The sequence below is a fragment of the Streptomyces poriferorum genome, from assembly GCF_019399235.1.
Taxonomy (GTDB): Bacteria; Actinomycetota; Actinomycetes; order Streptomycetales; family Streptomycetaceae; genus Streptomyces; species Streptomyces poriferorum.
In genome coordinates this window covers 1-7,099 of record NZ_JAELVH010000354.1, presented here as the reverse complement: position 1 = coordinate 7,099, position 7,099 = coordinate 1, and the positions used below count along the sequence as shown (strand labels likewise).

Annotated in this window: 7 protein-coding genes; 6 read left to right on the top strand and 1 reads right to left on the bottom strand. The window is 71.2% G+C overall.

What is annotated here, in order from left to right; genetic code table 11:
* Both JGS39_RS35520 and thrS read left to right on the top strand, forming a co-directional pair.
* A partial coding sequence (locus JGS39_RS35520) for a class F sortase (protein WP_219573887.1) occupies nt 1-494 on the top strand: 494 nt, incomplete at its 5' end.
* Between the two features lie 186 nt (nt 495-680).
* A complete protein-coding gene (gene thrS / locus JGS39_RS35515; RefSeq protein ID WP_308120902.1) occupies nt 681-1,925 on the top strand; it encodes a threonine--tRNA ligase in 1,245 nt (414 codons plus the stop codon).
* A gap of 95 nt (nt 1,926-2,020) precedes the next feature.
* On the opposite strand, the gene JGS39_RS35510 is transcribed toward thrS, so the two are convergent.
* Nucleotides 2,021-3,217 carry an MFS transporter gene (locus JGS39_RS35510; RefSeq protein WP_219573885.1) on the bottom strand — a complete coding sequence of 399 codons (1,197 nt, stop codon included), beginning with the start codon at nt 3,215-3,217 and terminating at the stop codon, nt 2,021-2,023.
* Between the two features lie 78 nt (nt 3,218-3,295).
* Here JGS39_RS35510 and JGS39_RS35505 point away from each other — a divergent pair, with 78 nt between their 5' ends.
* The 4 genes from JGS39_RS35505 to JGS39_RS35490 all read left to right on the top strand — a co-directional run bounded on the left by JGS39_RS35505 (nt 3,296) and on the right by JGS39_RS35490 (nt 6,631).
* Nucleotides 3,296-3,874 carry a sugar O-acetyltransferase gene (locus tag JGS39_RS35505; RefSeq protein ID WP_219573884.1) on the top strand — a complete coding sequence of 193 codons (579 nt, stop codon included), beginning with the start codon at nt 3,296-3,298 and terminating at the stop codon, nt 3,872-3,874.
* A 23-nt stretch (nt 3,875-3,897) separates the two neighbouring features.
* Nucleotides 3,898-4,455, top strand: a complete 558-nt coding sequence (locus tag JGS39_RS35500; RefSeq protein WP_219573883.1) for a TetR/AcrR family transcriptional regulator — start codon at nt 3,898-3,900, stop codon at nt 4,453-4,455.
* Nucleotides 4,456-4,731: 276 nt separating this feature from the next.
* The gene (locus tag JGS39_RS35495; RefSeq protein ID WP_219573882.1) at nt 4,732-5,958 is read left to right on the top strand and encodes a phage baseplate protein; all 1,227 of its coding nucleotides are present in this window, start codon (nt 4,732-4,734) and stop codon (nt 5,956-5,958) included.
* Nucleotides 5,959-6,166: 208 nt separating this feature from the next.
* Nucleotides 6,167-6,631, top strand: coding sequence for a hypothetical protein (locus tag JGS39_RS35490; protein WP_219573881.1), 465 nt, complete (start codon nt 6,167-6,169; stop codon nt 6,629-6,631).
* The last annotated feature ends 468 nt before the right edge of the window (nt 6,632-7,099 follow it).

Here is a 7,099-nt window from a genome sequence, read left to right as displayed (position 1 = left end):
CTCCCTCCCCCACCACCGCGCCGGCCCTGGCCCGTTCCGTACCGAAGCGGCTGAAGATCCCCGCCATCGCGGTGGACGCCCCGTTCACCCCGCTGTCGATCGGGGCCTCCGGCCGCCTGGACGCCCCTCCCCCGAACGACAAGAACCTGGTGGGCTGGTTCCAGGGCGGCGTGACGCCCGGCGAACGCGGCGCGTCGATCGTCGCGGGCCACGTGGACACGATGACCGGCCCGGCCGTCTTCCTCCAGCTGCGGTTCCTGCGGCCCGGATCCACGGTCGACATCACGCGTACGGACGGCACGGTGGCCACGTTCAAGGTCGACACCGTCGAGACGTTCAGCAAGGCGAAGTTCCCCGACAAGCGGGTCTACGCCGACACCCCGGACGCCCAGTTGCGCCTGATCACGTGCGGCGGCACCTACGACAAGAAGGCCAAGGACTACGTGGACAACGTCGTCGTGTTCGCGCACCTCGACTCGGCCAAGAAGGGATGAGCCGACGTGCTCCCCCGGCGGAAAACCCCGTGCGACGGACCACGGACCCCTGTTAGCGTCCGCCGCGTGAACAAGCGCGCTGCGATGACGACGACGCCGGAGAGTGTCCCGGCGCGCTGACTGCTGACCAGTCCGAAGCCCCGGGGCGAGTGCCCCGGGGCTTCTGCTTGCGGTCACTCGCCCTCCATACGCGAGGAGACCGCCATGCACGACCACCGCAGGCTCGGCCGTGAGCTGGAGCTGTTCGACACCGACCCGCTGATCGGCGCGGGGCTTCCGTACTGGCTGCCGGACGGCGCGGCGCTGCGGCACGCCCTGGAGGAGTACATCCGCACCGCCGAGCGGCTGGCGGGCTACCGGCACGTGTATTCGCCGGTGCTCGGCAAACGGGAGCTGTACGAGATCTCGGGGCACTGGTCGCACTACAGCGACGACATGTTCCCGCCGATGGACCTGGGCGGCGAACAGGTCGTGCTCAGGCCGAGCCTGTGCCCGCACCACGCGGTCATCTACCGCTCCCGCGCACACAGTTACCGCGAGCTTCCCCTGCGCATGGCCGAGCTGGGCGGCATGTACCGCTCCGAGCTCTCCGGAGTGCTCGGCGGTCTGACCCGGGTCCGGGCCATCCAGCTGAACGACGCCCACATCTTCTGCACCCCTGACCAGGTCGCCGGGGAGGCGCGGGCCGCGCTGGACATGATCCGACGGGCGTACGAGGCGCTGGGCGTCCGCCCGGCCCGGTTCCGGCTCTCGCTGCCGGGGCCGGGCGGGAAGTACGTCGCCGCGCCGGAGATGTGGCAGCGCTCGACCGCCCTGCTGGCCGAGGTCCTCGACGCGTCCGGGCTGCCGTACGAGGCGGTCGAGGGCGAGGCCGCGTTCTACGGGCCGAAGATCGACGTCCAGGTCGCCGACGCGGCGGGCCGCGAGTCGACCCTGTCGACCGTCCAGGTCGACTTCCACCAGCCGGAGCAGTTCGATCTGCACTACATCGGCGCCGACGGGGCGAAACACCGGCCGGTCATGGTCCACCGCAGCATCATCGGCAGCGTGGAGCGGGCCGTCGCCCACCTCATCGAGCAGCACGGCGGCGCGTTCCCGCCCTGGCTCTCACCGGTCCAGCTGGCGATCCTGCCGGTCTCGGACGCCGAACTTCCGAACGCCGAGTCCCTGGCCGGACGTTGTGCCGCGCTCGGGCTGCGCGCGGAGGTCTCCGGCCGGGAGCGCGGCAGCCTGGGGGCCAGGATCCGGGAGGCCCGGCTGGTGCCGTACCAGGTGGTCATCGGCGCGGCGGAGGCGGCGGACGGCCTGGTGGCGCTGCGCCTGCGGGACGGCCGCCGCCTCGACCCGCTGCCGGACTCGGAGATGCTGGAGCGGATCGGCGCGCTGGTCGCGGCGCACAGCACCGAGGTGTGGGACCGGGGACCGAGCTGAGGACTGTCCCGCCGTTCCTGGCGGGACAGCCCTCGGCGTCTTTCGTTCGGACCGGGCCGGCCCCCGCTGGCCCCGCCCGATCCGGACGAGAGGCCCTACGCGGTGACGGGCTTCGCCTCGGCGCGCGGGGCTTTCCCGAGCGCACCGGCCAGTGTGGACGCGACGATCAGCAGGGCGAGGACGACCGTCATCGTGAGGCGGAGTCCGACGTGGTCGGCGAGGAAGCCGAGCGCGGGCGGACCGACGAGGAAGGCGAGGTAGCCCGCGGTGGACACCGCGCCGACCCGCGCGGCCGCATCGCTCGGGTGGTCACCCGCCGCGGACACGGTGACCGGGAAACCGAGCGAGGCGCCCAGCCCCCACAGCACCGTGGCCGCGCCCGCCATCGCCGGACTCGGCGAAACGATCACCACCGCCAGGCCCAGCGCGGCGACGACGGCGCTGATCCGGACGACCTGGACGGGGCCGAAGCGTTCCAGGAGGGGGCCGCCGGCGAAGCGGCCGAGGGTCATCGAGGCGGCGAAGACCAGGAAGGTCAGCGAGCCGGCGGTGGCGCTCACCTCGTAGCCGTCCACCATGAGCAGCGGCAGCCAGTCGTTGGCGGCGCCCTCCGCGAAGGCCATGGCCAGCACGATCACCCCGATGAGGACGAGCCGCCGGTCCCGCCACACGGCCAGCTGGCCCCGCCATCCGCCCGGTCCGGAGATACCGGCCGCCTCCTTGCCCGTGCCGTGCGGGAGCGCCCGGACGGCCAGGACCGCGGCGGCTGCGACGAGCAGGGAGACGGCCGTCAGGTGCAGGCCGACCGGTATCGCGGCCGCGGTCAGCGCCATGCCGAGCAGCGCCCCGATCACGGTGCCCAGGCTGAAGCAGCCGTGCAGAACCGGCAGCACGGGCCGGCCGATGACCCGTTCCACGTCCGCGCCCTCGATGTTGAACGCGACCTCGGCCAGCCCCATCCCGCCGCCGAACAGGGCCAGTCCGCAGAAGACCCCGCCCGCCAGCGCCAGGCCCGTGCCCGCCGCTACGACCAGCAGCCCGGCGACGATCAGCGCCGCACCGACGGTGATGGCGGCCCGTGCCCCGTAACGGCGGACGAGCGGACCGGACGAGGTCACGCCGGCCATCGAACCGGTGGAGAGCCCGAAGAGCACCAGGCCCATCGCACCGGTGGACACATCGAGTCCGTCCCTGACCGCCGGGGTGCGCGCCACCCAGGAGGCCATGCCGGTTCCGGCGGCGAGCATGAAGAGGAACAGGGCGGCACGCCGGCGGCGTGTGGCGGCATCCATGAAGCGGGCCTCGGCAGTCCAGGAGGGGATTCAGCAGGAGCGTACGATCGTACGCCCCAGGAGTGTACGATCGTACCCATGACGGACCACTTCGCGGGAGACCCGCGTACGAACCATGAGCGGATGCTCGCCGGGGACCTCTACATCGCCGACGACCCGGCCATCGTGGAGGCCCAGCGGCGCGCCGTGCGCCTCGCCGCCCGGTATCTGGCGGCGTACGCCGAGGACCCCGACGCCGCGCAGCCCGTGGTAGCCGAGCTGCTGGGCGGTCTCGGTGCGGGTGCGCACATCCGGCCGCCGCTGTACGTGGACTACGGCTCGTACATCACGGTCGGCGAGGACACGTTCATCAACTACAACCTCACCGCCCTGGACGTCGCCCCGATCACGATCGGCCGCGACTGCCAGATCGGGCCGAACGTCCAGCTGCTCACCCCCACCCACCCTGTGGAGCCGGAGCCGCGCCGGGACAAGCTGGAGGCGGCGCGGCCGATCACCATCGGCGACAATGTCTGGCTGGGCGGCGGCGCGATCGTGCTGGCCGGGGTGACCATCGGGGACAACAGCGTCATCGGCGCGGGAGCCGTCGTGACCAAGGACGTCCCCGCCAACGTGGTCGCGGTCGGCAACCCGGCCCGGGTGATCCGCTCGATCTAGAACTCTCGGCAGAAGGAAACACCGTGGCGACCGGACAGAACGACCCCGAGCGGCGGGAGCGCATCATCACCGCCGCGCTCGACCTGATCGCGGAGGAGGGGGTCGCCGGGACCTCGCACCGCAAGGTCGCCGCGCGTGCGGGTGTGCCGCTCGGCTCGATGACGTACCACTTCGGCGGCATGGACGAGCTGCTGCGGGAGGCGTTCACGCGCTTCTCCAGCAGCATCGTCGCCGTCTTCGAGGAGCGGATCGGCGCGGCCACCACGCCCGACGAGGCGAGGGAGGCGGTCGCCGGTCTGGTCCACCACCTGTCGGGCGGAAACCAGCGCGAGCTCGTCCTCACCCACGAGCTGTACACCCTGGCCGCCCGCAAGCCCGCCTACCGCGAACTGACCCGGGAGTGGATGCGCCGCAGCCGCGTCGCCCTCGAATGGCACTTCGACCCGGCGACGGCACGTCAGCTGGACGCCCTGATCGAGGGCCTGTCCATCCACCGCGCCCTGGAGACGGAACCTCACGACCGGGCCCTGACGACCGAGGCGATCGCCCGCATCACCCGGGCCCCCGGCACGCGTTCCTGACGCACGCCCTCCCCATGACTCCTGGCCGGCACCCCACCTGACCAAGGTGCCGGCCAGGTGATTCCCTCGCCCGTCCGCACACGCGTCCGCGGCCGCTCCCGCCCGCGCCCGCGCCCGCGCCCGCGCCCAGCGGCGAGAACGCCCGCCGCGTGCCAGGGGGAACCGCCTCCGGAGCGGAGGCCACCATCCGGAGCGGAGGCCACCATCCGGACGAACTCCGCCATACGATCACCACCGTGCGGTCCACACCGGACCGCAAGGGAGGGGACCTTCTTCGTGGCACATTCGGACCTCATAGATCTGGCGGGCCCCTGGGGCCGCATCCTCAGCGGCACGCCGCTCGACCATGAAACGCACACGCGGGCGGGTCAGGCCATGGCCGTCGATCCGGTCACGCACGATCTCTTCGTGGTGCAGATCCGGGATGCCCTGGAGTACGGCAACCTGTGCGTCTACCGCATGAACCGCACAACCGGGCGCCCGATCGACTACATGCACCTCAACGGCTTCGGTCACGGCTATCAGATCGGTGCGCAGCACATCGGCGGCAAGACGTACCTGTGGACCGAAGCCGGGCCGCTGTACAAGGAGTTCGGGACCCGCGTCGCCCGGGTGCCCTATCTGCCGGGGCAGACGGTCACCATGACGTCGTCCGTCGTCTCGGCACCGTTCCGTCCCGCGGCGGATGCCCGTTTCACGGCTCCGAACGTCGATCCCGTGTACCACCGCCTCACGGTCAGGTACCAGACCGCCCAGGGGTACTTCTTCAGTCAGTACCCCATCGACCCGGTGACGGGTGAGGTCACCTGGACCGCGACCAGGACGATCGCGCACCCCTCGAAGGCGGAGGTCCCCACGCTCTGGGACACCTTCCAGGGCTTCGCGTCGCTCGGCGAGTACCTCTACCTCTACACGGGCAGCCCCGACCAGAACAACACCCATCTCACCGCCCTCTCCTGGGCGGACGGCTCCGTCGTGGCGGGGCCCCAGCACATCACCGCCGTGCCGGGACTGGACCGCCGGGAGCCGGAAGGCCTGTGCATCGAGCCGATGGGTGACGAGGCACGGCTGCTCTTCGGCTTCAGCGGCAGCCACACCACGCCGCGCGAGGAGACGATCTGCTTCCTCTCCACGGATGCCCCGGTCCAGGGCGTGAAGCTGCTGACGGACTGGACGGCCATCCCACCCGTGTCCGGAGTGACAGCGCAGACGGGCGTGATGAGCCCGCGCGGGCGCCTGGTGAACCTCGCCGGGACGACGTACCTCCAGCTCCGCGGCGGCTTCGACTGCGACCTCACCGCCGAGGGCCAGTTCGCACAGCTTCCGCCGGTGCTGACACCCAGCCGTACGGTCCGGGCCAACGTCACCCGCAACAACCATGACGGCCGCTGCGTCTGCCGGGTCGAGGCCAACTCAGCCGGAAAGCTCTCGGTGTTCGGCCCGACCGCGGACAACAGGATCTCCTGGATCGACCTCGACAACTTCTCGGCCGCCTGGCTCTGACGGTCGCCCGCCGCCTGTCGTCTGTTGCCCGGCGTCCGCAGCCTGTCGTCCGTTGCCCGGCGCCCGCCGCCTGCCGCCTGCCGTCTGCCGCCTGTTGCCCGCCGTCCGTCGCCTGTCGCTTGTCGCCTGTCACTCGTTTCCCGTTGCCCGTTGCCCGTCTCCCGGCGCCCAGCCACGTCAACGCTTCCACGATCCCGGAGGATCAGACATGTCCCAGAGCCGTACCAGCCGCCGTGCCCTGCTCACCGCAGCCGTGGCCGTTCCCGCAGCGGCGGTCAGTGCCCCGATGATCGCCGCCCCTGCCGCCGCGGCCGACGTGCCCGGCGGTATCAGCGTCGTCCAGGACTGGCAGCCGATCGTCCTCGCGGCGGCCGTCACCGCCGCAACCGATGCCCCGGCCGCCCGCGTGGTGAAGATCGCCGGCACGGACTTCCTTCAGATGCGCGGCGGATTCACCTGCGCCTTCACGGCCGACGCCGCGCTCGGCACCCTGCCCGCGGCCATCACCGTGCCGAAGACAATGCGCGGCGTCTGCCCGCGCAACAACTCGCTCGGCGTCAACTCCTGTCGGGTGGAGGTCAACACCGCAGGGAAGATCACCGTCTTCGGCGCCACGGCCTCGAACGACATCACCTGGGTCACCCTGGACAGCTACTCGGTCGTCATGGCCTGAGGCTCTCTCGGCGCCGCTCGTTGCCACTCCCGTCGCTCGCCACCACTCGTTCCCGCTCTTCGTCGCTCGTTGCCGCTCATTGCAGCTCGTTGATGGTCGTCGCGGGTCGCCGCGGGTCGCCGCGGGTCGTCCGGCGGCGGCGGGCGGCGTGCTGGAACAGCCGGGTCGCCCGCCCCCGAAAGGCGGGCGCTCGGCTGGACGATCTCGTCAATCTCCTGAAGCCAACCGCACTCCTAACTGAGCGCAGAACGGGTCAATTGCCTTTCTGCTGGCGTTAATTGTTGCGCATGGAGAGGTTGGACGAGGCTTCTGTTGCACACCTCTTGACGTTTCCCAGGTGACGGCGGAAGCATCGACTCTCGTCGGAGAGCGCTCTCAGAGGCTTTCCGAAGAGCTCGTCGTGTCACACGTACCACGACTCAGGAGACGTACCCGCATGCATGTTCCCCCCACGGAACCCCCGACAAC

Coding starts and splice junctions, on each gene's coding strand:
- JGS39_RS35510 (WP_219573885.1), bottom strand. CDS start 3,217: ATGGATGCCGCCACACGCCGCCGGCGTGCCGCCCTGTTCCTCTTCATG.
- JGS39_RS35505 (WP_219573884.1), top strand. CDS start 3,296: ATGACGGACCACTTCGCGGGAGACCCGCGTACGAACCATGAGCGGATG.
- JGS39_RS35490 (WP_219573881.1), top strand. CDS start 6,167: ATGTCCCAGAGCCGTACCAGCCGCCGTGCCCTGCTCACCGCAGCCGTG.